This is a genomic window from Hyphomicrobiaceae bacterium, assembly GCA_041397645.1.
GTDB lineage: Bacteria > Pseudomonadota > Alphaproteobacteria > Rhizobiales > Hyphomicrobiaceae > Hyphomicrobium_B.
Window position 1 is genome coordinate 2,162,774 of record JAWKWE010000004.1, and the last position, 23,317, is coordinate 2,186,090.

Below are 23,317 nucleotides of genomic sequence, written 5' to 3' on the forward strand. Positions count from 1 at the left end.
CCACGGAAACAATTTGGTCTCAAATCAGATGTTCAGTTTTCGAACAACCGAAGGCATAGCTCTTGCACAATACCGGTTGCCTCAATCCGGCCTGCTGCCGTGTTGACGGTAAACAGGATGCGGCGTGCCGCTCCTGTACGTCCGACTGTGTCTTTGCGTAACGACGAGTTCAGAATGGTACAAATAGTTCCGCGACTGGGGTCAGCTTACTTGCCGCACGTGCTGCGCAACTCCACACGACCTGTCGCATCTCAGCTGCCATCGTCAACGGCCTCCGACGCTACGACAGACATTGACGGGCTGTTCCGAATCCTCAAGCGCAACATATGGAGGATTTTGCTGGCAACTTTGGCGGGCATCACTCTTTCGCTTGCTTATCTGGCTGTCGCGAAGCCGTTGTACACGGCGACGGCCTCTATCTTTGTCGATCCGCGCGCGCGCAAGGTTGTTTCCGAAGAGATCGTGCAAGGTGGCGTGGCTTCCGATCTTGCCCTCGTCGAGAGCCAAGTTTCAATTCTCACGTCGGACGCTGTTCTCCGGCGTGTGGTCAAAAATCTTCAGCTCGACCAGGATGAAGAATACGCACCCAAAGCCCGGCACGGTCTGTTGTCGCGCATCAAAGCGCTGATCGTCCCGAAAACACCGATCGCAGACCTCGATCCAACCGTGCAGGCCATCAATACGCTGGCCGATAGCATCAAGGTCAAACGCGCACAAAAAACCTACGTAGTTGACGTTGATGTGACAGCGTCCTCGCCTGTGAAAGCCCAGCGCGTCGCACAAGCTGTCGTCGACGCATATTTGGCGGACCAAACCGCAGCCAAGACCGGGGAAGCCAGGCGCGCCAATGCCCTCATCGACGCGCGTCTCGGCGAACTGCGCCAACAGGTACTCGATGCAGAGACCCGTGCCGATCAATTCAAACGAGATAATCGGATTCTAACGTCTGAAGGCGGGATCGTCACGGAACAGCAGCTGACCAAGCTGAATGGCGAACTCATTACGTCCCGCGCAGTTACCGCCGAGAGCAAGGCCCGGAACGAACAAATCGTCTCGGCTCTCAACTCCGGCGCCGGAGCTGAAACTCTGCCGGACGCCGTGCGATCTGGCCTGATCCAAAAGCTGCGCGAGCAATATTCTCAAGTCGCCCGTAGAGAAGCCGCCCTAGCCTCCCAACTTCAGCCGCGCCACCCGGTGCTTGTAGAGGTTCGCTCGCAACTCGCCGAAGTGAAGGCTCAAATCAAGGCTGAGCTGAAGCGCGTGGCGACCGCCGCGCAAGCCGATTACCAGATTGCCGAAAATCGTGAACGCGAACTAGCCGCCCAACTTGAGCGCGCAGAGGAGGAAGTTCGCCGCACCAACACCGCACAGATCAAGTTGCGCGAACTGGAGCAGGAGGTAACCGCAAGCCGTGAGCTGCTCAGGCTCTTCCTGGCGCGCGCCAAGGAAACCCAGGAGCAGCAGAACGTATCGACACCTGATGCGCGCATCATCACCCCGCCATCCGTCCCCGCAAAGCCGTCAAAGCCGCTGACGTATCTGATTTTGGCGTTGGGCCTCGTCGGAGGTTTAGGTCTCGGACTGGCGTCAGCGCTGATTAGAGACCACTTCGACGCATCGGTACGCACAACGGCGGCCTTTGCGCCGACGCTTCCAGCCCAAGCGGTGGCAAGCCTCCCGTTACTTGATCCGCTCCCGCGTCCAATCTGGCAACGACTCCGCATCGGTAAATCGCCAGATCGCGTCGAAGCCGCGCAATTCTCCGATCTCCTCACCGCGCTGACCGACACGTCGAGCGGGCCGCACACTCATTATCGGCAAAGCGTCTTGCGACTGCTTGCACGTATAAAGGCGCATCAACGTCCAGGACGCCCCCACACCGTGTTTGTCGCATCCCCTGTCACCGAGGCCGGAAATTCAGCCACCGCTCTCGCCCTGGCATATGCCGCTGCGCTAGCGGGAGAGCGCGTGCTGTTGATAGACGCGACCTCGAACAGGCCCGACCTATCGAACATCTTCGCCGCATCGCTCGAACAGAAAAACGTCGTCGTGCTCGATAACAAGGAACACCTTGCGGAAATCACCGCACGCGACTCTCGCTCGGGGCTCGCGTTTCTGCCGCTCGCATTCGTTGACCTGCGCACCCTAAAAAGCCAGCAGCGACGTCGTCTGGTAGCGGGGCTTAACGGCCTTATCCAGAGCTACGATCTCGTCTTCATCGACGCGGGCGGCTTGCTGGAGGACGAATCTGCGATGTGTTTGCTGCCCACCGCTGACGAAGTCTTCCTGGTTGCCCGCCATGCCGCGACGACACGCGAGGAAATTGCCGAGAGCATGGAAGTTCTGGAACCTGCCGGAGATCGTTTGACTGGCGGCATTCTCGCAATGACACACTGACAATCCTGTCGCCAGGCCGATGGCACAGAAATAAATCAGGACTGATTGACGATGGGCGTCCCCAACTCGACGCGTCAGCACTTTCCTCCCGACGGTCGCCTGCCGGGGCTGGGGCTCGCACTGGTTGCTGTACTGTTCATGGTCATTTCGCCGTTGGCGCTGGTATTGCTGGGGCTGAACTACGATGACGCTGGCGGCGGCCCTCTGGAGAAAGTTCATCCCGCGACGGTGCTCGCATTCGCCGTATTGGGACTGTCGGCGCTTTACGTGCGCAATCCGTTGACCGCAACGCTCAACGCATTGCTGGCTTATCCCGGCACGCTGGTCTTTCTCATTACGATTGGCCTATTGATCGTTCACTCCATTCGCGTGGTCGGCCTGCCGTTTACGTTCTTTTTCGATACCTTCCTGGCGCCCGTCGTCGTGTTCTTCCTGTTTAAGGACATGCGCCAAGAAAGAGCCGACCGCTTTGTGCTGCTATTTCACACCCTGATGATGGTGAACGCGACCATCGGCATCATCGAGTTTGCTGTCGGCGCACGTCTCACGCCTCTCGTTGCAAACGGGATAGTTATCGAAGACGACTGGCGCTCGACGGCTTTGTTGGGGCATCCCCTAGCCAACGCGAGCATCACCGGCGCCTATATCCTGACCCTCGCCCTTGGAGCCGCGCGCGACCTGCCACGCCCGTTCGCGATTGGCGGCTTCGTCATCGCCTCGGCGGGAATGGTTGTCTTTGGCGGTCGTGCTTCCAGCGTCCTTTTGCTGGTGATGTTATTGGGTCTGGCAGCGACACGCGCGGGTGGGGTTTTGCGTGGCGCGCGATTCGACCGCCGCACCTTGATTGCCGCATTGATCGCAATTCCGCTGGTCTCATTGACCATCATAACTCTGGCTGAAGCTGGCTTTTTCGACCTTTTCATCGAACGCTTCTTGGACGATCGGGGCAGCGCCAGCACTCGTATCGAAATGTTCGAGCTATTCAAGCACATCCCATTGAGCGAGCTACTGCTGGCGCCCGACCCAGAGCAGCTTGCCACACTGCGCACGCTTTACGGTCTCGACTTCGGCATCGAAAGTTTTTGGGTGTCATTCGTGCTGAGCTACGGTCTGATCCCGGGCCTGGTCTTCTTTGCCGGACTGTTTCTGTTCTGCCGCGATATCGTCCGCGCGACGCGCCCAGGCACGATCTGGGTTCTGGTCTTCTTCTTTCTGGTCGCCTCGACCTCTGTAAGCCTCTCGGCAAAGACACCCCTATTGGCCATTCTCGTTCTGATGTTGCTCGTCCTCATGCGACAGCCACAGCCAGAGGATGTAGTCCACGATCAATCGGGATCACCCTTACGTCTGCGGCGGCGACACCGGATTGCACCGCCGTCACCTCTGACCACTGCTTAACCAATCCAAATACCCGCCCCTCCGCAGAACTGTTGTATCCGCCCTGGGATAATGGCGAGGCATGAGAGTTGCTATTGCGAATGATGGAGGACAGCTGTCGGTTCATTGCGACACACAAGGTCCAAGCAAGTGCCTCCCGGATGAAGCCGGCATGCGCATGCAGTCTTCTCCGCGCGACATAAAGGCCCATGGGGTCATGTAAAATTTGTGTCAAACAGTAACGAGCGCATGTCCTGCACAGCGCCCTATGGTGAGTGAGCGTAAAGATGATGTCATCGAGTTTGCCGTATCTCGCATCCGTTGACGGACGCGGCATCAACTGCCCAACCTTGGAGCGCGCCGTCTCAGATACGATCGATCGCGCAAAGGCCGGGGAAGCCTTCACAGTTTTCACGCTCAATCTCGATCATCTTGTCAAGATGCGGCGCAATCCGCTTTTCAGTGCCGCCTACGCAAACGCCGGCATCGTCACAGCAGATGGCGCGCCTGTTGCCTGGCTGGCTCGCGCACAGAACTCAGGGATCGAACGCACGACGGGCGCCGACCTCGTTATTCCGCTTGCAGAAGCTGCAGCCCATGAGCAGCTGCCCATCTTCTTGTTCGGTACCTCCGCGGAGGTGATGGCGCGCGCTGGCCGCGATTTGAATGAACGCACCGACGGCCTCATCGATATCGCTGGGACGCTTGCTCCGTCATCTAACTTCGATCCCGAGGGACCGGAGGCCGACGCCGCCATAGAGACCATTCGACGGTCTGGCGCGAAGTTGGTCTTCGTTGCTCTTGGCGCTCCCAAGCAGGAAATTTTTGCGGAGCGTGCAAGGCAGGCCGGATTGTCGTCTGGGCTTGTCTGTATTGGCGCCGCGCTGGACTTTATCGCAGGCACGCAGGTCAGAGCGCCCCAAGCCATGCGTGATAATGGACTTGAGTGGATCTGGCGACTTGCCACCAACCCACGCAGGCTGTTCATGCGCTATGCGCAATGTGGCAGCCTGTTTTTGGACTTGATGCTTCTGGCTCCTCTGCGTCAACGCGCTTCGCGTCTTCGCGGGGCTTGAGAATACGGTTACGGGATTAGGCTGGGTTTAGTGTTTCGCCCGCTGGCGAACGTTCGAGGTCGGCTCTTGATGTCGAGAAAAATACTCTTCTATACCCACGGCCTGGTTGACGGCGGTGGCGAGCGACTCTGGTCTTGTCTTGCCAGCGCGTTCAAAGCCCGCGGCAACGACGTGATTTTCGTTCAGGACTTCGAAGCCGACGAGAATCGCGCCAACCTTGACAGCTCAATACCCGTATTCACGATTGGGCGCAGACATTGGCGCGCTGTGAAGCGGCTGGCCGAAATCTTGCGCGAGGAAAAGCCGGATATCGCACTTTCAGCCATTGGTGGATCCAACACAAAGCTGATGCTCGCTAAATGGCTGGCGAATTCGCCGGTGCGCACGATCATCACCTATCATGGCTTTTGCGAGTGGCGCACAGGGCTGCTAAGCTTCGCTACCTACTTCGGCTTGCCCATGCTGAGTGCTGCAGCCGATGTTACGGTGGCGGTTTCCGACGGACTGCGCGAACGACTGGTTCGCCGTTGGGGCGCCCGCCCCGAAAAGACGACAACCATCCTCAATCCGGTATTCTTTCCGAAGAGCGCCGAGGTGCCGACCGAAGCGGAGCTTGCGCGCCGCTCCGACGTGCTTCTTGCCGTCGGACGCCTCGTTCCTGAGAAGGACTTCCCCACCCTTTTGCGTGCGTTCGCGCGCCTCTCGCGTTCCTCCGTGCGGCTGGTTATTCTCGGCAAAGGTCCAGAAGAGAAGAAGCTCAAGTCATTGGCAAATGAACTGGGCATCGCAGACCGCGTGACGCTGGCCGGCTACTCCAAAGAGCCGTGGCGTTTCTATGCGCAGGCAAAATGCTTCGTGCTGTCGTCTGTATCGGAGCCATTCGGCAACGTCGTCGTCGAGGCCATGGCCTACGGACTTCCCGTAGTCGCGACCGCAAGCGCCGGACCGCAAGAGATCCTGCGGCACGGCAAATTCGGCAGTATTGTTGCGGTCGGAAACGATTTGCAGTTTGCCCAAGCTATCGAAGATACGCTCGATCATCCCGGCGACCCGGCCATGCGCCGTCGCAGAGCTGACGAGTTTTCATTCGACGTTCGCGTCCCTGCCTATGAAAAGCTGATCGATAAGGTGCTTGGCACCGTGAATGTCACGCATATCGTGCCGCCCACTCACCAGGACGGTCCGGCGACAAGCCTGCCGGCCGCCTGAACACTCAAGAGCGAGACACTTTACCGATGCCGGAAATGGAGAAACACCGACAGCGGGTCTATCTCGATCTGACGCACGCTGGCCGCCACGTGACGGGCCTGGAGCGCATCTCGATCGAACAGTTCGAACAAGTTCACTTCCACGGTGCCGACATCGTGCCCGTGCGCGCCAACGGCGTCGCCTCCATGATCTTGCGCCAACAGTTTCTGTTGCCTGCGCTTGCTGTCCTGAACCCATCGGCTCAATTCGTCTTTCCGGGATTTCCGCCTTCGCCGCTTTTCGCACCCTTATCGCGGCGGGTCTGGATGTACGTCCACGACACGTTTCTCATCACCCGCAAGAACGACTTGTCGGCTAAAGCGCGCTTCTACATGGCTCCTCAGTTTGCCTTCGCGCTTCGTCACCTGAAGCGTTTCATGGTCAATTCCGAGAAGACGCGCGATGAGCTTCGCCCCTTCGTCGGTAAGGACGCCACGATCCGACTTTACCGGCCATTTGTCGGCAATGTATTCGACCTCACAGCAGAAGGCCGTGAGGCGCGCATTGTGAAGCCAAATCCACTGCGGCTGGCCGCACTCGGAACGATAGAGCCGCGCAAGAACTATTCCGCCGCTATTGCCGTTCTCGACCAACTTCGCTCCATGGGACACGCGGATGCCCAACTTCACATTATCGGGCGTCCGGGCTGGGGTGAGGATGCCCAACGCATCGCCACTCATCCCGGCGTGGTGATCCACGGCTATCTGCCCGCCGAGGAGGTCAAGAAAGAGTTGGAAGCTTCCGACATCTACCTGTGCACCTCGCACGATGAGGGACTGGGTCTGCCGTTGCTGGAAGCGCAGTACGCAGGCCTCCCCATCATCGCACCCGATGCTCCGGTCTTCCGGCAGGTTCTTGCGGCATCAGGCACCTTCATCAATCCATCCAAGCCGGAAGAAGCGGCGCGCACTATCCTGGCCATGACGTCTGATCCCGAATGGCGCGCGCAGACCGCGACCGCAGCCCTCGGCAATATTGAACGATGGAATGAGATCGCTGACAAAGACCTCGCCTCCGCGCGGCAGATTTTTGCCTCAGCTTTCGACCCTGACACTTCCACCGCCCCGGCTGCGGCGCGCACGCCATGACTTCGAATTCTTCCCCGAGCATGAGCCGCCGCGATCTGCTGATCGGTGCGACTGCAGCGGGAACTTTGTGCGCTGTGGCGCCTTGTCCGCGCGCCGCTTCTGACGACGCCCAGGGACTGGCAGCCCTCGCCGAGAAGAAAGGCATCCTCTTTGGCGCCTCCTTCGCCGTTCACGAACTCGACCGCGAGTATGGAGCGCAATATCGCGATCTCTACCTACGCGACGCACGTATCCTGACAAGCGAGCTTGAGTTCAAACTCTCCATGCTCCGACCCAATGCCCAATCCCTGGATTTTTTCGGTTCGGACAAGCTCGTCGAGTTCGCCACTCAAAACAACATGGCCGTCAGAGCCCACACTCTGATCTGGGACGACGATGTGCCCGAATGGATCCACCGCTTGCCCGCAGGCCATATTCCGGATCTCCTCGACATGCACGTCGAGACCGTCATGTCGCGCTATTCCGGCAGGGTCAAATATTGGGATGTGATCAATGAACCCATCGGCCCCTGGGACGGCAAACCCGGCAACTTGCGTGCAGGACCGTTCTACAACGCTCTTGGCGAGACCTATATCGCGCGCGCTTTCAAAGCCGCCCGCTCCACGGCCCCGACCGACGTACTCGTCCTCAACGAAGCCCAATGCGAAACCGCCGACGAAAATGGAGAAACGTTCCGCACCAGTCTCTTGGCCCTGCTACGTCGGTTGAAAGACCAAGGGACGCCCATTGACGCCGTCGGCTTCCAAAGCCACCTGCGATTGGCTGCAGAATATGATTTCCCCGCGTTCGCCGCGTTTTTGAACGAGGTCGCCGAGCTGGGCTTCGAGATTCATGTCACCGAACTCGATGTCAACGACAGCAAGTTCCCCGGCGATATTCCGGTTCGCGACAAGGCAGTTGCGCAGATGTATCGCGGATACCTGGACGAAGTGCTGAAGCTGAAGGCAGTTAAGGTCGTTGAAACTTGGCAGCTCTGCGATGCAACGAGTTGGATGAATGATCCTTCGACGCAGACCCGCATGGAGATCCGGTCGGCGCCACGGCCGCTGCCCTACGATGCAAGCTTCAAACGTAAGCCCGCCTGGAACGCGATTGCAGAAGCATTCGCTTATGCTCCGCCGCGCTAAACTTTTCGGGCTGCGCCATTGAGGTTCCGGCCAGGCAATCTACATCCCGACGCATGGAGGCCGACCGACTAGGCGGCCAAATCCGAGTTATCCCCGTAGCGTCGTCGCTGGATGGCGCGGTGGTTTTGGTAGACACGCGCGAGCTGGTACTCGGGAGTGAAAGTACCTACCTCGTTCGCCACGCCTTCGGGCGTGATCGTTCCATTTGCTATCGCCTCGTGTACCTCGACAAAGGCTTCCGCCAGACGCGCCGCCATATCATCTTGCTCGGACGAGCGAGCCACAAGCTTGCCCGACACACCATCTTTTATGACGCTGGCGAGCTGCGGAAGATGGATCGCGCATACAGGGCGGCCTGAGCCTAGTGTCTCCAGAACAGAGAACGGCATACCTTCGAATTCGGAGGTCAGAATGCCCGCATGAACATTTGACAGAACATCTGCAACGCCCTGCGCACTCTTGAAGCCGTGCAGCACGGAATAGCTACGGATGGCATCGAATTCGGGAAAGCGGTTGGGATCGCTTGTGCCCATGTAGTGGAATTCAACACCCTCACCCAGACGCTCGCGCAGCCGCGCAATGGTCTTGAACATAAGGGAGGGAACCTTGAAGAGATCAAGCCGACCGGCAAAGGCGATACGCAAGCCGTCGCCTGGAAACGGTGCGGGATGGAACGTCTTGGTATCGACCCAAGTCGATTGAGTCCCGATCTTGTCCGCATTCGCGGGATAGGTCTGGCGAATTCGTTCTGTGATGATCGGATTCACGCACATGAACTTGTCGCACGACTTCACCGCCAGCCACTCGTTGATGTTGTGAACGTAACGGTAGCTCTTGAGCAAGGAATCCATTTGCAGTTTCGGCGCACCTTCGCCGTGAAGCATTTGGATGAATGGAAGCCCCATGCCCTTCACAAGCGTTGCAAACTCCACGCGCTGCAAATCGACGCTCGTCGGGACCTCACGCAGCACGCGGCGCACCGTCGGCAGATGGCGCAATAACCCCTGCATGAATTGGAAATTGATCGAGTCTTTCAGGCTTCGGGCCGCCTCGCGCGCCTTGTCTTCCGGATAATGAAGCACGGGCAAAAAATCGAATGGCTTCCCGCGGAACGTTTCGCGCGAAACCTTACCCAAAGGGCGTTTACCCGTAGAGTCCACACCTATCATCAGAAAGCTGAAGTCGTCCGGCAGATGGCCAATCATGTCCCGGACGAATGTCTCAAGGCCACCGACCTTCGCGCCGAGTGGATCGAAGGAATGTATGACGCAAAGACGATACTGCATGGGATAACAAACTCACTGTTCTACGTTGCGGCCAGCTTCGATTGGCTGCGAAACACAAGCTAAGACGACACTATTCCAAGATCATGCCGTTGGCGAAGCAAAGCCCCGGACAACGCGACGCATCTGGCATCTTGATGCCGTTAAGGTTGCCAACTCCGCCACGATTGTCTCCCAACATTTTTCATATCCAGCCCTTAGGCCTGACGCAACGCGCGAAACTTCGCGAGCACTGTATTCATCTCGCCCGGATAGACCAGGGCCAGTGCCAAGCCATAAACAGTGGCACCGGTGACGATGGCAAGCGCAAGCGAGACAACGGTGGGCGTCATGGGCAGGAAATGCAGAGCCCCGATCATCGCAGCGGTAGCCGTTGCAATGCGGATCAGATGGCCCAGCGGCAGAGCAAATCCGTGCAAATAAGCCCCACAAGACAATGTGACCAAAAGGCTTACGATTGCCCCGCACGCCGCTCCCGCGACGCTTCCCGGCAGACCTCCCAGCGCCAGGCCGATGGCGCCGCCCACGATCGTGCTCAATCCATCGAGCACGTCATTGACCAGTGGAATTCTGGTTTCTTCCCGCAGAAGAAACACTTGCTCCCCGAAGTGAATACGCAAGTTTCTCGCAGCCCCGGCCAATATGGCCCAAGGCAGCACCGCTGCCGTCATTTCTCGGAACGGCGCGGCGACGATGCGTTCGACGAGGGGATCTGAAATTGCCCATAGCCCGCCGGCCGCCGGCGCCAGGATGGCGAGCAACAGCACGCCATTGCGTACGAGTTGCGCTTGTCCTTCCGCCATGCCGCTCTCGCGTGACCGCGCAACCGCCAGCGGAAAGGCCGCCGCCGTCACAAGCATCGCGGCGAACGCCGCCGCACGCAGACCCAGACCCCAGCCGACGGTGACGAGACCGACCGCCGCCGCGCCTTCCTGATGCTCGATCACGAAGCGCAGACCGTTGTTTGCAAGCCATACGAAGAGACCTCCTATGACCAACGGCATTCCGTAACGCAAACCCGTGCGAACGATGTCGGGAGATATGTGATGGGGCCGCGACCCAAGGCCCAACCGTGAGATGACACCAGCCAGAGCAAGACCCTGCGCTACTGCGTAGCCCCATAACACGCTGGCAGCGGTCGCAGAAAACAGCTCCACGAATAACACGCCAAACGCCAGCCCCAGCACCGGCCAGCTCACCTGCATGATGGTGTAAACGAACGTATCCTGCGCGGTGCGCGCACGGTCTGTGAGGTGGGTTGCCAGCGTACGCGACAAGCAATAGGCGAGCGCACCGGCCGCCAGGGCTGGCGACCACGCCACGTCGATGAACAAGGGCAGCAACATCACGCCCAGTGCCGTGCCAAGCGCTGCGGCCAGCATGACGCCAGCCTCCGTGTTCATGAACGCAGCTTTGTCCCGAGACTCGGCGTTCCGGTCGAAATACCGCATAGTGTAGAGCGTGAACCAGAACATCGTGGCGATGTAGCCGAACTCTTGCGCCGCTGTAATAAGCGCGAACGTGCCCATCTCGACCGGATCGAGAAAGTAGGTCCACAGCACGATCGACAGGAACTGAACAATGGGTCCAAGAACCTGCGCGGGCAGATACAGTAGAGTTTGACGCAGAAGCATTTTGCCCGCTGACTTGTATGGACGCCCCTTGGGGCAAAGAAATGCGGCACGCTCTTCTCTAGCCGCACGTCCCGTAATATGCGAGCGTCGCAGGCGCAGCAAAGCGCCTCGCCTGCGCCGCACGACACAGGAGCGCATTCTCGCCCATGCAAATCTGCGTCCATCTCGACGCTGCCCGGCTTTACCGCTGGCATTTGGCGCTTCTGACTGCCCTGGCCGATGCCGGGCACGAGGTCGCTGTCTCATTTAGGGACACGCCCGAGCCCCTGCCCACCAGCTTTACGGCTTTGGTAGATTACGATCATGCGCGAGCACGGGCGGGAATGGACCGGTTCTCCACGCTGCTTCGCAGTGAGGCGTTTTCGTCCTGGCCGCAGTATGCCGGGGGGACCTACGACCTCATGCTTGATGTATCGTCAGCCAGCACGGTCAAGACCCACCCGGGTCGCATCATCCGGCCCCTCTATAACGGCTCGTTCACGGACTACGCGCTGTTTCACGCCATACTACAACAATGTGCGCCGGTATTGAGCGTGTCTGACTCCATTTCGCGCGATCATGTCTGGCTCATAGGCACGCCCGCCATTGAAACGCCCTGGCGGCCATCCGTCTCGATGGACATGATTTCGTCGCGGCTCGTGGAAGGGCTGGTGCGCGTTGTTAATCGCATTGCCCACGATGAAGGACCGCAAGATCCGCTGCCGACAAAGCGATCCTTTGCGGGACGCTCTACCATACTGTCATCGGCCACGAGCCTTATGCGCGCGCGGATTGCCCGCAAGATGGGGCGCGTTGCCGAAGTTGTCGCCGGCAACGAAGCGAGGTGGTTTGTCGCCTGGAGGAAGATCTCATCTGAGGCCGTGACTTCATCAGCTTCGCAAAAATTGGAGATCAACAAATTCCGAACGTTGGAGGATGGAGGAACTCGCTACTTCGCCGATCCCTTTGTGTTCGTCGATAGCGATACGACCCATGTATTCATCGAAGAGCTGCCGAAGGCCACTGGCCGTGGCATCATCTCTCACTTCACTTTGGCGCGCGATGGCAGCCCGTCCAAAGTCACGCCGGTTCTGGAAACCGAATTTCACCTTTCCTACCCGCTTGTCTTTTCACATGAGGGCACGATCTACATGCTGCCGGAGTCCTCCGCGTCGGGCGGTTTGGATCTCTATCGCGCCAGGCGCTTTCCGTACGAATGGGAGAAGACCGCTCGCCTCATCGAAGGACATCTGCACGACGCGACCATTTTCAGACATGAGGGCCGGTGGTGGATCGCGGCGGGGACTATCAGTCTGCAAAGTTCAAGCTGGGATGCGCTATCGCTTTTTTACGCCGAAGCTCTGACCGGCCCCTGGCACACGCATCCGTACAACCCCGTGCTCATCGACGCGGCGGCAGCGCGACCTGCCGGGCATGTGTGGCGTGATGAAGCGGGGCGGCTGTTGCGACCGGCCCAGAACTGCAGTGGCGGCTATGGCAGCTCCCTGACGCTTCGCGCCATCGTGCGGCTCGACCCGGAGGGATTTTCGGAAGAAACCGACGGCGCAATCGCATTTGAGCCCGACTCGGGCATTTTGGGACCCCATACTCTGAACCGGGCTGGAGGTTTCGAGGTTATCGATTTGTTTGCGCGACCAAGCGCCCTCGGGGCTGGTTATCGGACTTGAATGAGGCTATAAGCCCGCCTCGGGCTAGCGTCGCGCCGGGCCATTTCAGGCAACAGGTAGACGCCCGCGGACAATTGCGCGTGCTCCCGAAACCGGAGGCCACTTCGCGCCCACCCAGGATGCCGGCTTAGCACAGTGGTAGTGCACCTGATTTGTAATCAGGGGGTCGGGGGTTCAAATCCCTCAGCCGGCACCAAATTTACTCGCTCAGTTCTCTGCCATTCCGGACCGGTGCGCCACCCGGGCATACTATGGCGACCTTAGGAGCCAGACATTATCGCAGCGAAGACGAATGTTGCGCGGTCATGAACTGGAGCGTGTAATCTGGGACAACTTTGAACTTCTTCGCCACCTGAGCGAGGGGAGGATAAATGCTTAAGAAATTTGGCCATGGGCCGTCTATGTTGTTCACGATGGCCTGGTTCTTCGCGGCAGCCATACTGACAGACCCCGCGCGCGCGCAGCAAGGCCCAGTCGATTTCGCCAAAGGTGAGCTCGTCGCAAATGAGGCCTGCTCATTTTGTCACGATGTCACTGTCGATGAGTCCGATCCCCCCGATAACAAAGTGCCAAGTTTCGTCGCGATAGCGAATAAGCCGCATCAAACGGCGGAGCGGCTAGCTGAGACCGTCCTCTTTCCTCATCGCGACATGCCCCAGTTTTCGTTCGATAAGCCCACCGACTTGAGAGACGTCATCGCTTACATCATGACGATGCGAAAGAAAGACTGACGTCGGCCCCCATCGCCGCGGAGATCGCTTCCGTAAAGAGCCCAGCCTGCTCGGGATATGCTTTCATGCACCACCTGAAACTAAGTAAGGCGTTCACTCTCATCGAGCCTGGGCCTCTCACCCTCGTGACCACCCATGACGGCACCAACAGCAATATTATGACCATCTCTTGGACGATGGTGATGGACTTCACGCCAGTATTCGCCATCACCACCGGCGCATGGAACCACTCATTTAAGGCCCTGCAAGCAACGGGCGAATGCGTCGTCGCCGTTCCCACGGTCGACCTCCTGGATCGCGCAATTGGTATTGGAACCTGCTCCGGTTCCGACACCGACAAATTCGCCACGTTCAAACTTACCGCTGTTGCCGCTAAGCGCGTCCGCGCCCCGTTGATCAAGGAGTGCCTGGCCAACATCGAATGCAAAGTCATCGACATGGTCGACAAGCACAATATTGTCGTACTGCAGGCGGTCGCCGCCTACATGGACACTGCGCGAAAGGAGAAGCGCACGGTTCATGCGGTGGGCGACGGCACTTTCATCGTCGATGGCCGAAAGCTAGACCGCAGGAAGATGATGGCATCCAAGCTGCCTGCTGGGGTTTAAGCCGCTGCACTGATGGGAAATTGCAATTGCCCAGAACAATCAAGGAGGCGTGTCGACGCCTAAATAGATGTTCGTACTACCGACAGGACGCCGCGACGGTTGAAGACCTCACTTAGCTGCTCGAAGCCTGCAGCAGTCCAGACAAGAGCGTCTCCTCGGTATATGGCTTGCGAACCACTGGAACCGACCGAAGATGCTCTGGGATCATAACCATGTCTCCATAGCCCGTCGCAAACACAAACGGCACCTTCCGCTGCCTTAACTCGTCAGCTACCGCGAGGGAGTTGCTAGACCCAAGATTGACATCGAGAACGGCAAGATCGGGCGGCGCATTACCGATGGCCCGAAGCGCGTCCGAAGCGCTACCGACGGCCACCAGATCACCCGCGCCCAAGGATCGGAGCATGTCCTCCGCCTCCAGGGCGATAAGAAGTTGATCTTCTACGAGGAGTATCGAGCGCCCCGCGATGGTCTTGGCGTCTTTCGCAGTCCTTACAGTCTTTTGCGGCGGCGCTGGCACGGGCTTGTGCAAGCGCGATGTGAACCTTACAGGGATGGCTATCTTGGCGGCTAGGCCGCCAGGGAGAAACGCGATCTCGCTTCCTCCCTGCAGGTCGTGCGGAATAGAGCGATGAAGCACAATCGAGCCGAACCCCTTGCGCTTTGGTTCGAAGACAGGAGGACCGCCCTCCTCCCTCCAGACAATCTCCAAATTCTCCTCGTTGAGCGACCAGTTCACTGCGAGCTGTCCGGTTTGATTAGACAGGCTCCCATACTTTGCAGCGTTGGTCGCCAGTTCGTGGACGACGAGAGCCATGACGGAGTAGGCGCGCTGGTCGAGGCCGATGTCGTCTCCGATCAGCTCCATTCTCTCCATCGGATAGGGTGAAAGTTCCGCCCCCAGCAATTGACGCAGAGAGCCGCCACCATCCGAGCGAACCACCTGATCGTGCGCGTGAGAGAGAGCAAGAATTCGACCTTTCAAACCGGACACGAATGCCTCGATACTTTCGCTGTCGCCGGTCGGTTGATTTACCAACGACTTGATCAGAGCCAGAATATTTTTGACGCGGTGGTTCAGCTCATCATTGAGAAGACGCATCCGCGCGTCGGCCCTGTTGCGCTCCTTAGCGAGAATCTCGCTCTGCCGCATCATCACCTCACGCAAACCAAGAAGCACGGCTTGGGCTGAGGTCCGCTCATCCACGCTCCAAGATTCCGATTGTCCCGCCACGATCTGCTTCCACACAGCAAAGCTCTTGCGCGGCGTTAGGCGATCGCCGTGCGGTCCTGTTGTGTATGTCTTGTTAGGATCGCCGGCCCAGTTCAGGGTTTGGAGCTTCTCTTTGCGAAAGAAGAAGAGAAAATCTGGCTGGGTCAGCGATAGCGGAATGGCCAGCACACCCGCCGCCGCGTCTGCGAATTCTGCGGCCGACGGCAGATGCGCCTGAAGAGCGTTGGTTGCCCACACCTCATCTCTTCCAACCTCCCGTATTAAACTCGCCATCATCGGGACCACACTTGAAGGCGGCGTCGAACCATGGGCGGACCAAGTGCCGTTCATCCATAAACCGACGCCATCCGAATCGAGGACCGAGTTGAGTTTTGGCAGAGACTGGCGAAGAAATTCCTCCGTTGGCTCGTTAAATCCCGTGGAAGCCAAGATTTCGTCCAGCGTATGGCGCGCACGCCGTGTAGCGTCCGCACGAACGTTTTGCTGGATGGATGTCAGATGCAGAGACAAAAAGTCTCCGAAGAGCTCCATAGCGATGCGTCGTGACATCCCTAGCGCCTTGGGTGCGTAATGATGGCATGCAACAAGACCGAAGAGCTTGCCGTCCACGATGATGGAAACCGACATGGACGCCGCAACGCCCATGTTGCGGAGGTATTCCAGGTGAATTGGAGAAACGCTGCGCAAGTGTGCAAAGGAAAGATCGAGCGGTGTCCCGGAGGCGTCGTATTCCGGAATAATGGGGCTGCTTTCTCCCTTCGCATCTGAGATCACACGGATGGTGTTCTGCAAATAGAGTGCACGCGCCTGCGATGGTATATCCGACGCGGGAAAGTGCTGCCCGAGAAATGACTCTAAGTGATGTCGCTTAGCTTCGCCCGCCACCTTGCCCGAGCCGTCGTCAGAAAACTCGTAAATCATCACGCGGTCGTAGCCGAGAACCGCCTGGAGAAATCGCGGGAGCTTCTCAAAAAGGGCCTCGCGATCCATAAGTGATTGTGTGCGCGCAATCAGGGACCGGGCAATATCCAGTGGACCATCGCCATTTTCGCTCGCCGCAGGCTCGAACTCCAACAACGTCACACCATCGCAGGTGTGGCAAGAAACATCGAAGAAGCCTGCGTCCTGTAGGTCCAATCGGTGGGCCAGCCCCGGACGTCGTGGCTCTTTCGATTTAGCAATAGCGTTCAATAGGCTGTGAACGACAGGTCCAGAAAACAACTCTGAAAGAGACTTGCCAGCCGGATCCCCACCGAGTTTCAGCATTTCAACAATATTCAACGAGCTGCGGAGTATTGTGTCCCCGTTCTCGTCGCATACAAGGAGGCACCCATGCGTTTGAATGCTTCCCGGAATATGGATCGGTTCGCGGTCGCAAGTCGTCAGATCAACGTTTTCCGGCATCGATGTACGCCTCTGCGATGCTCAACACCAAATCAAATACTTTACTGCCCGCATGGACGAGGGCCTCCTCGTCGATGTCCTCTGCACTCTCAAGCTCGTTGAGGAACGCGCTCCACCTCGGAGCTTCTGCCGCCTGCCGGGCCAAATGCCTGGCCCCAAAATCGGCGCAAAGCCCCAATGCCTGAACTTGCGAATAAAGAACGCGGGCCCCAAGCCTCGATCCTTCCAATACGTAGAATGTGCCTAGATAATCTTCGCGGCAGTTGCGCAGCTCAAAATCAGTGTTGGGTTGCGCGCGCCCAAGCCGAAGATCGTCGCAGTCCAATTCGATATCCCTCAGCAGCATCTGAGGTTGCAGCGGATATTGAGAGAACCGATGTTCGATCTCTCTCTCGATCACGCTTCGAAACGCGCTTATGACGAGCAGATAGCGGGCATAATCCAACCGGCTCGCCAACGGCACGAGCTTGCTATCCAATGCTGTGTGCGCTGCCTCGGTAGCCTGGCGCAGAGCACGACGTCTTGGACCCATACTTCCTTCACATTTCAAAGCGGCTGCAAACCGCCGTACTGCGAGCTGCGTGTCAGCCCCTCAAGATCGCGCTCCAAAGCAGCGCCTGGACCCAAGTAACAAAATACCACTATTCGGATCACGCGCCAGAGTCTGTTCACTAGTGAACAGACGAATTGTTGTTTTCGTGGGGGGGGGGCGGTCTCCCAATTCAGAGGGGCCGAACAACGAACAAGGGCCGGACCCCATTGCGGTTTGGCAATGAGGTCCGACCCTTGGTGTTTAAGCACGCCGGAACCGGTCGGCACGGGGAGCGCTGCGATCCCGGCGTGCGTCTCAGGCGCTGTGCAAACCCGATCCGCAGCTTGTGGAGGCTCTACTAGCCGACGGAGGCAGGTAGTGCGATGAAGCGCTGAGAGTTCTCATGCTGCACAAGAGCAAGTGTGTGTTTCTTGCCGTTGGCGCCAGCTTCCTTCAGCGCCGTCTTAAGGTCGTGCGCAGAGGAAACCGACTTGCCGGCAATCTTCAAGATCACATCGCCTGCCTGGATACCTGCGTCAGCGGCCTCGCCGTCGGGGTCGACGTTGAGTACTGCCAAGCCATGCTCGCCCGCGCCATCGACGCTGGAAGCCGGAGCAACGGTCATGCCGAGTTTTCCGACGTCGCCTTTATCGCCGCTCTCATCTTGGGCCGAAGCAACCTTTTCATCTTTGTATTCGCCGAGCTCGACCTTGAATGTCTCCGCCTTCTGGTTACGCAGAACAGACAGTGTCACATCATTGTTGGGGGCAAGACCGCCGATAAATTTTGCCAGACCGCGCGCGTCCTTCACGGGCGTGCCGTTGACAGCAGTGATGATATCTCCCGATTTCAGACCGGCCTTCGCTGCAGGACCGTTTGCAAGCGGCTCGGAGATAAGCGCACCGCTGGCTTCCTTGAGGCCGAGGCTGTCTGCGATCTCTTTTGTTACCGGCTGAATCTGCACGCCGAGCCAGCCGCGATCGACGCGACCCTTTTCATGAAGTTGCTCAACGACGGATTTCACCGTCGACGAGGGAATATCGAACGCGATACCGACCGAGCCGCCCGTCGGCGAATAGATTGCGGTATTCACTCCGATCACCTTGCCCTGCAGGTTGAATGTCGGACCGCCGGAATTTCCGCGATTGACCGCGGCATCGATCTGAATGAAGTCGTCATAGGGACCACTACCAAGATCGCGCCCATGGGCCGACACGATACCTGCTGTCACCGAGCCACCGAAGCCATAAGGGTTACCCATCGCAACCACCCAAGAGCCGATCGGAGGCGCGTCGCTCGCCAGTTCCACGAACGGGAAATCGTCGCGGCCTGAAACCTTCAGCAACGCGAGGTCGGTCTTGCTATCGGTCCCTATGACCTTTGCCGGCAACTGCGTGCCATCATCCATAATGATCTCGACATCGACTGCTTTGTCGACGACGTGATTGTTGGTGACGATGTAGCCGTCATTGGAAATGAAAAAACCTGAACCAAGCGCCTGGCTCATTTTGGGCTGCTGACCATTGCCGCCCTCACCATTCTGTCCGTTGTTGTTCTCGCCATATTGATTGAAGAACTTTTCGAACGGAGTGCCCTCGAAGGGATTTCCCTTGGGGAAATTTACCATTTGCTGCTCCGCAGGCGCTTTAACGCGCACCGACACGACGGCGGGCTTCACGGCCTGAGTGAGGGAAGCAAAGTCCGGCAGATTGGCTGCGGTCTGTCCGGCCTTTTGAGAAAGATCGGTGGCTTGAGCTGATGCCTGAGGCCAAGGCTTTCCAGCTTCGGCCCGGACTTCCCACGCGGCGGTCGTTCCCACTAGAAAAGCGCATGCTGCTACGCTCATGAGAAGTCTGGACGCAAGCGCCGTTTTAGCAGGGCGCGCTGACGTAGCGTGCTCATCATTGTTCGTCATTTTGCAATCTCCTGGGTCTTTGAGGATCGAAAGAGCGCCGGGAGGGAAATCTTACGAATGGCGCTTCGTGGAGAAAGTTGTCATGGCGAACCTCTCCGCAACGTGGAGAACAGCCTAAAATTTTGTAAGACACTTCACGCGGTCGAGATTGCGCACGTGACCGCGTCTCTTCCCAAGGGACAAAAAATCGGCCCAGTAAATCAGGCCAAATGGCCGACAAACAGAAAGAGCGCCGAGGCGATTCTCCCGCCCCAGCGCTCTCGTCTGTAAGACTTACAAAAAATTCACGCGCCGGTATCGATACGCGCCAACCAACGCTCGAAAGCCAATCTCAGCGTCTCCACATCGTTTTCAAAACCGTCGCGGACCTCTGTGCTCTTGGCATGCTCTCCGAGCTGAAGATGGCGCAACTTGAAATCCGCAGCCGCCTCGCGCTCAGGTCCAAGAAGTGCACCCTGCTTCTCCAGGTGTGCGATCTTTTCGCTGATCCGCTGACCCAGCTCTTGAAGTCGGTTTAGGTCATCTTGATTGGACTCTGACATGGTCGCCTCCATCTGATTTTCGTGTGGCGCGGTGTAGCACCTCAACGATGAAATTGTGACAGGTTTTTTGCAAGGCAAGCCGCCTTTCCGGGGCTTGCAGATCGAACGAAGCACCCTGGCGCCCCGCAGGCGCGCCAATGTTTGCTAATTGCACACGACTAGCCCTTGAGCTTGATGGCAGGCAAGGCCCATATTGGCAGTATGCACCACAAGAAGATCGGTCATTAACGCTGTCCTAATGACCTCTTTTCCAACACTGCCATGCTCCCGCCGCGACATCTTAGACGCACATCGCCAACATCATTGATAGGACACTCGGGAAGATGAGGACCAGATTTATTGTACTCCTGGGCCTTCTTGTGCTGGTGGGCGGATGGGCATATTTGCGCCTTGGCAACGCCGACCCCACGTCGGACTGGCAAGGCTGGGTTGAAGGCGATTTTCTGTATATGGGGCCCGACGAAGCGGGCCGGCTCGTTTCACTTGATGTGAAAGAGGGGCAGACCGTTAAGCGCGGCGCACCTTTATTTTCCGTTCAAAGCGATATTCAGGACGCAGACTGGCGCCAGGCAAAGGCTGCCGTCGAAGAGGCCAAGGCCAAACTGGAGAGGACGCAAGCAGCTCAGCAACGCCCCGAAGAAATCGCAGTTCTTGAGGCCCAGCGCCGACGCGCGCAGGCCGCGCTTGATCAATCGGGCCCCGAGCTAAAGCGCGCCAAGGAGCTTAACGAAAAAGGATTTGCCGCTCAGTCTCGGCTCGATGCCGCCGAAGCCGCCTTTGCGCGCGACACCGCCGCCCTGAGCGAGGTGGAAAAGCAGATCGACGTTGCACGGCTCCAATCTCGGCGGGAAGACATCGATGCGGCCAAAGAGGTTGTCGCTCAGGCCCAGTCACGCCTCGCATCAGCTGAGTGGCGCCGCGAGCAGCGCAGCGTCTCTGCTCCAGCCGATGGCACAGTACTAACAATCTACTTTCGAAACGGAGAAGTCGTACCCGCGGGCCGTCCCGTGGTCTCGCTGCTGCCGCCAGCCAATATGAAGGTGCGCTTCTACGTCCCCCAAAGCGTTGTGCCGACGCTCAAGATCGGCCAGCGCATCAGCGTTACGTGCGACGGCTGCGCGGCGAACATCGAGGCCAACATCAGCTTCATTTCGCCAGAGGCTGAATTCACTCCGCCCGTCATTTACAGCCGCGAAGAGCGCCAAAAACTCGTTTTCCTGATCGAGGCCCGCCCCACCCACCCCGAGCTGCTTCGCGTCGGCCAACCCGTCAGCGTAACCGTGCTAAACGATGAACAGATTTCCAAGGCCGACACACCAAATTCCAAGGATGCAGGCCATACGTGAGTACTGCACCAAACGAGCCAGATATTGCTATCGAAGTCGAAGGATTGACGAAATCGTTCGACGGCAAGGTCGTGGTCCGAAATCTGTCCATGAAGGTGCCGAAGGGGGAGATTTACGGCTTCCTCGGTCCTAACGGATCCGGCAAGACGACGACGATCCGAATGCTTTGCGGTTTGCTGACGCCTGACAAGGGGCGCGGCACATGCTTGGGCTTCGACATTCTCACCCAGAGCAGGCTGATCAAGCAGCGCGTCGGCTACATGACGCAGCGCTTCTCGCTCTATCAGGACCTCTCTATCCGCGAAAATCTCGAATTCGTGGCGCGCATCTATGGAATCCCGAACCCGCGGCGGGCGGCGCTGGAAGCCATGCAGAAGCTCGGGCTCGAAGGTCGCCAGGAGCAGCTCGCAGGAGAGCTTTCCGGCGGTTGGAAGCAACGGCTGGCACTCGGCGCGTGCATTCTACCTGAGCCCGAGTTGTTGCTGCTCGACGAACCCACCGCCGGGGTCGACCCAAAGGCGCGACGCGAATTCTGGAATGAGATCCATGCGCTCTCCGCTGATGGCCTGACCGTCCTCGTTTCGACCCACTACATGGACGAGGCCGAACGGTGTCACGAGATCGCCTATCTCGCCTATGGTGAGTTGCTCGCGCACGGCACTATTGATGATGTGGTCGCAAAATCCGGACTTGTGACATGGACCGTGTCGGGTGCTGAAGATCCTCATTCTCTAGCTCAAGAGCTGGAGGATCTGGATGGCGTGGACATGGTTTCCCCGTTCGGCGCTACACTGCACGTGTCGGGTGCAGACAAGGAAAAGCTCGAGCGCGCCATCGCTCCTTATCGCGCGCGTCCTAATCTGAAGTGGCGGCATTCCGAGGCTTCCCTGGAAGACGTCTTCATCGATCTGATGCGTCAGGGCCGCGACAACTTCGGGGAGCCGAGCGGCTAATGGCCAAAATTCCCCGATACCGCTCGACGAGCTTTGCGCGTTTTTCAGCGATGTTCGTCAAAGAGTTCATCCAGCTCAAGCGGGATCGCATCACGTTCGCCACGATGATCGTGGTGCCCCTCATGCAGCTTCTACTGTTCGGCTTCGCGATCAACACCAACCCGCGTCATCTGCCAACGGCGCTGCTCATGCAGGAACAAACGGATTTGAGCCGCTCCATCCTGGCAGCTCTGCGCAACACCTCGTATTTCGACATCAACGTCATGGCCCGATCGAGCAAGGAGCTGGATGAGGCGATTGTGTCGGGCAAGGTCCTTTTCGGCGTGGAGGTTCCAGCCAACTTCGAACGCGATGTGCGGCGGGGTAACAATCCGGCCATCCTCGTCATTGCAGACGCGACGGATCCGGTTGCGGCGGGGACGGCACTCGGTGCTCTGGAACCCATCATCACGTCCGCGCTAAAGGCGGACCGCGCTATTCCCGTCTCGCAAACAGCCAGCAGCGCATTCCGTATCATTCAACACCGGCGCTACAATCCGGCGGGCATTACCGCGCTCAACATCGTGCCCGGTCTGCTTGGCACCATCCTCACCTTGACGATGCTGATCTTCACCTCGCTCTCGGTGACCCGCGAGGTTGAGCGCGGCACCATGGAGAGTCTGCTGGCCATGCCGATGGAACCGGTCGAAATCATGCTCGGCAAGATCGCGCCCTATATCATCGTCGGCTTCGTCCAGGCGGCGATCATTCTCACGGCCGGCGTGTACGTTTTCCGGGTCCCGATCGAAGGCAGCTTGCCGCTGCTCGCCGGTCTCACCACCCTGTTCGTTACCGCAAATCTATCTGTCGGATACACCTTCTCGACGATCGCCAAAAACCAGCTTCAAGCCATCCAGATGTCGATGATGTGGTTCCTGCCCAACATTCTACTATCGGGTTTCATGTTTCCCTTCGCCGGTATGCCAGCATGGGCGCAAGCGATCGGACAATTCTTGCCACTGACGCACTTCCTGCGCATCGTGCGCGGGATCATGCTGAAGGGCGCAGGGATTACCGTTCTGTCCACCGAAATCGTCTGGTTGACGGCGCTTATGCTGATCGCCATGACAATCGCCGTCACACGTTTCCGCAAGACTTTGGACTAAGCTGGCCAAG

The 23,317-nt window shown here is 58.3% G+C and carries 18 protein-coding genes and 1 tRNA gene; 13 read left to right on the top strand and 6 right to left on the bottom strand.

Going from position 1 to position 23,317, the window contains the following annotated elements; translation table 11 throughout:
* Positions 1-174 precede the first annotated feature (174 nt).
* The 6 genes from R3D51_10125 (at position 175) to R3D51_10150 (ending at position 8,313) form a co-directional block, all read left to right on the top strand.
* Positions 175-2,397, top strand: coding sequence for an exopolysaccharide transport family protein (locus R3D51_10125; protein MEZ5899837.1), 2,223 nt, complete (start codon positions 175-177; stop codon positions 2,395-2,397).
* A 51-nt stretch (positions 2,398-2,448) separates the two neighbouring features.
* A complete protein-coding gene (locus R3D51_10130; protein ID MEZ5899838.1) occupies positions 2,449-3,795 on the top strand; it encodes a VpsF family polysaccharide biosynthesis protein in 1,347 nt (448 codons plus the stop codon).
* Between the two features lie 266 nt (positions 3,796-4,061).
* Positions 4,062-4,850, top strand: coding sequence for a WecB/TagA/CpsF family glycosyltransferase (locus R3D51_10135; protein ID MEZ5899839.1), 789 nt, complete (start codon positions 4,062-4,064; stop codon positions 4,848-4,850).
* A 69-nt stretch (positions 4,851-4,919) separates the two neighbouring features.
* Positions 4,920-6,059: a glycosyltransferase gene (locus R3D51_10140; protein MEZ5899840.1), complete on the top strand. Its 1,140-nt coding sequence runs from the start codon at positions 4,920-4,922 to the stop codon at positions 6,057-6,059.
* A 35-nt stretch (positions 6,060-6,094) separates the two neighbouring features.
* The gene (locus R3D51_10145; protein ID MEZ5899841.1) at positions 6,095-7,186 is read left to right on the top strand and encodes a glycosyltransferase; all 1,092 of its coding nucleotides are present in this window, start codon (positions 6,095-6,097) and stop codon (positions 7,184-7,186) included.
* On the top strand, positions 7,183-8,313 hold the full coding sequence (locus tag R3D51_10150) for an endo-1,4-beta-xylanase (GenBank protein MEZ5899842.1): 1,131 nt from the start codon (positions 7,183-7,185) through the stop codon (positions 8,311-8,313). Before R3D51_10145 ends, R3D51_10150 begins: the two co-directional genes overlap by 4 nt.
* A gap of 68 nt (positions 8,314-8,381) precedes the next feature.
* Here R3D51_10150 and R3D51_10155 read toward each other — a convergent pair whose 3' ends face one another.
* The gene (locus tag R3D51_10155; protein MEZ5899843.1) at positions 8,382-9,599 is read right to left on the bottom strand and encodes a glycosyltransferase; all 1,218 of its coding nucleotides are present in this window, start codon (positions 9,597-9,599) and stop codon (positions 8,382-8,384) included.
* Between the two features lie 194 nt (positions 9,600-9,793).
* Entirely contained in the window at positions 9,794-11,230 is a 1,437-nt protein-coding gene (locus R3D51_10160; GenBank protein ID MEZ5899844.1) for an oligosaccharide flippase family protein, read from the bottom strand.
* 146 nt (positions 11,231-11,376) lie between these two features.
* On the opposite strand from R3D51_10160, the gene R3D51_10165 reads away from it, so the two are divergent.
* The 4 genes from R3D51_10165 to R3D51_10180 all read left to right on the top strand — a co-directional run bounded on the left by R3D51_10165 (position 11,377) and on the right by R3D51_10180 (position 14,236).
* A complete protein-coding gene (locus tag R3D51_10165; protein ID MEZ5899845.1) occupies positions 11,377-12,897 on the top strand; it encodes a hypothetical protein in 1,521 nt (506 codons plus the stop codon).
* A gap of 121 nt (positions 12,898-13,018) precedes the next feature.
* Positions 13,019-13,093: transfer RNA gene (locus tag R3D51_10170), tRNA-Thr, on the top strand.
* 175 nt (positions 13,094-13,268) lie between these two features.
* Entirely contained in the window at positions 13,269-13,628 is a 360-nt protein-coding gene (locus tag R3D51_10175) for a cytochrome c (GenBank protein MEZ5899846.1), read from the top strand.
* 65 nt (positions 13,629-13,693) lie between these two features.
* Positions 13,694-14,236, top strand: a complete 543-nt coding sequence (locus R3D51_10180) for a flavin reductase family protein (protein MEZ5899847.1) — start codon at positions 13,694-13,696, stop codon at positions 14,234-14,236.
* A gap of 112 nt (positions 14,237-14,348) precedes the next feature.
* Here R3D51_10180 and R3D51_10185 read toward each other — a convergent pair whose 3' ends face one another.
* From R3D51_10185 to R3D51_10200, 4 genes are all read right to left on the bottom strand, one after another.
* On the bottom strand, positions 14,349-16,874 hold the full coding sequence (locus tag R3D51_10185; protein ID MEZ5899848.1) for an HWE histidine kinase domain-containing protein: 2,526 nt from the start codon (positions 16,872-16,874) through the stop codon (positions 14,349-14,351).
* Complete coding sequence (locus R3D51_10190; protein MEZ5899849.1) at positions 16,858-17,406, bottom strand: biliverdin-producing heme oxygenase; 549 nt, start codon at positions 17,404-17,406, stop codon at positions 16,858-16,860. Before R3D51_10190 ends, R3D51_10185 begins: the two co-directional genes overlap by 17 nt.
* Before the next feature lie 358 nt (positions 17,407-17,764).
* Positions 17,765-19,321: a Do family serine endopeptidase gene (locus R3D51_10195; protein MEZ5899850.1), complete on the bottom strand. Its 1,557-nt coding sequence runs from the start codon at positions 19,319-19,321 to the stop codon at positions 17,765-17,767.
* 284 nt (positions 19,322-19,605) lie between these two features.
* Positions 19,606-19,863: a hypothetical protein gene (locus R3D51_10200; GenBank protein MEZ5899851.1), complete on the bottom strand. Its 258-nt coding sequence runs from the start codon at positions 19,861-19,863 to the stop codon at positions 19,606-19,608.
* A 323-nt stretch (positions 19,864-20,186) separates the two neighbouring features.
* On the opposite strand from R3D51_10200, the gene R3D51_10205 reads away from it, so the two are divergent.
* Genes R3D51_10205 through R3D51_10215 form a run of 3 tightly spaced genes read left to right on the top strand, consistent with a single transcriptional unit; the run spans position 20,187 to position 23,307 of the window.
* Positions 20,187-21,209, top strand: a complete 1,023-nt coding sequence (locus R3D51_10205; protein MEZ5899852.1) for an HlyD family efflux transporter periplasmic adaptor subunit — start codon at positions 20,187-20,189, stop codon at positions 21,207-21,209.
* Positions 21,206-22,162: an ABC transporter ATP-binding protein gene (locus R3D51_10210; protein MEZ5899853.1), complete on the top strand. Its 957-nt coding sequence runs from the start codon at positions 21,206-21,208 to the stop codon at positions 22,160-22,162. The genes R3D51_10205 and R3D51_10210 overlap by 4 nt, the downstream gene beginning before the upstream one ends.
* Complete coding sequence (locus R3D51_10215) at positions 22,162-23,307, top strand: ABC transporter permease (protein ID MEZ5899854.1); 1,146 nt, start codon at positions 22,162-22,164, stop codon at positions 23,305-23,307. Before R3D51_10210 ends, R3D51_10215 begins: the two co-directional genes overlap by 1 nt.
* The last annotated feature ends 10 nt before the right edge of the window (positions 23,308-23,317 follow it).